1 protein-coding gene is annotated in these 1,413 nt (G+C 69.3%); it reads right to left on the reverse strand.

Going from position 1 to position 1,413, the window contains the following annotated elements; translation table 11 throughout:
• Window positions 1–52 precede the first annotated feature (52 nt).
• A complete protein-coding gene (locus HIR71_RS16245; protein ID WP_169326101.1) occupies window positions 53–1,291 on the reverse strand; it encodes an IS256 family transposase in 1,239 nt (412 codons plus the stop codon).
• Between the last annotated feature and the right edge of the window lie 122 nt (window positions 1,292–1,413).

The raw sequence follows: 1,413 nt of genomic DNA on the forward strand, positions 1-1,413 counted from the left end.
GGTCAAGTCCTGGGGAGTGGTGTAGCGGTGCGGTGTGACCCCTGGGGTGTTTTCAGGCCGTGAGGGCCAGGGTTGGGTCGGTCACCTCCTGGTCGCCGGGGACGAGGTTGAGGTGGGCCTTGGCCAGGAGCTCGAGGGCGAGGTAGCGGCGTCCTTCGGCCCATTCGTCGTGCTGCTCGGCGAGCACTGCCCCGACGAGGCGGATCACCGAGCCGCGGTCCGGGAAGATGCCCACGACGTCGGTGCGGCGGCGGATCTCCCGGTTGAGACGCTCGTTGGGGTTGTTCGACCAGACCTGGCGCCACAGGCCCTTGGGGAAGCCGGTGAACGCCAGGACGTCGGCGCGGGCGGTGTCCAGGTGCTCGGCGACCGCAGGGAGCTTGTCGGTGACGGCGTCGAGCAGCTTGTCGAACTGGGTGTGCACGTCCTTGGCGGTCGGCTGGTCGTAGACGCTGTGCAGCATGGCCTTGACCGCTGGCCAGGAGCTCTTCGGCGTGACGGACATCAAGTTCGCCGCGTAGTGGGTGCGACATCTCTGCCAGGTCGCCCCGGGCAGGGTCGCGCCGATCGCGGCGACCAGGCCGGCGTGGGCGTCAGACGTCACCAGGCGCACCCCCGAGAGGCCTCGGGCCACGAGGTCCTGGAAGAACGTCAACCAGGCCGGGCCGGTCTCTGAGGTGGTGACCTGGACCCCGAGGATCTCCCGATGCCCGTCGGCGTTGACCCCGGTGGCCACGAGCACGACCGCGTTGATCACCCGGCCGCCCTCGCGGACCTTCATCGTCAACGCGTCGGCGGCCACGAACGCGTAGGGCCCGGCATCCAACGGGCGGGTGCGGAACGCCGCGACCTGCTCATCGAGGTCCTTGGACATCTCGCTGACCTGCGACCGCGACAGCGAGGTGATCCCCAACGACTGCACCAGCTTGTCCATCCGCCGGGTCGAGACACCCAGCAGGTAGCAGGTCGCGACCACCGACGTCAGGGCCGCCTCGGCCCGCCGCCGGCGCGTCAGCAGCCAGTCGGGGAAGTACGACCCGGTGCGCAGCTTGGGCACCGCGACATCGATCGTGCCGACCCGGGTGTCCAGGTCACGGTGGCGGTAACCGTTGCGACGGTTGACCCGCTCCGGGCTGGGCTGGCCCCAGCCGGCCCCGCAAACTGCGTCCGCCTCCGCCGACAACAACGCGTCGATGAACGTGGACAACAGCTCACGCATCAGGTCCGGGGACGCCTGAGCCAGCTGCTCGTGCAGGAACCGGGCAGGGTCGATACTCGATGGTGCGGTCATCGTGGGTCTCCACTTCGAGGGTGCTGTGAGAGGTTCACTCGAAGGGTCACGCGGTGACCGCGCCGTCGTCTACCGCGACGCGCTCACCGGGCTACCGGTACACCACTCTGGCGGACTCCACT

Source organism: Cellulomonas fimi, assembly GCF_012952065.1.
Taxonomy (GTDB): Bacteria; Actinomycetota; Actinomycetes; order Actinomycetales; family Cellulomonadaceae; genus Pengzhenrongella; species Pengzhenrongella fimi_A.

Bases quoted from the DNA above. Each gene is read 5' to 3' on its own strand.
- HIR71_RS16245 (WP_169326101.1), bottom strand. From the start codon at position 1,291: ATGACCGCACCATCGAGTATCGACCCTGCCCGGTTCCTGCACGAGCAG.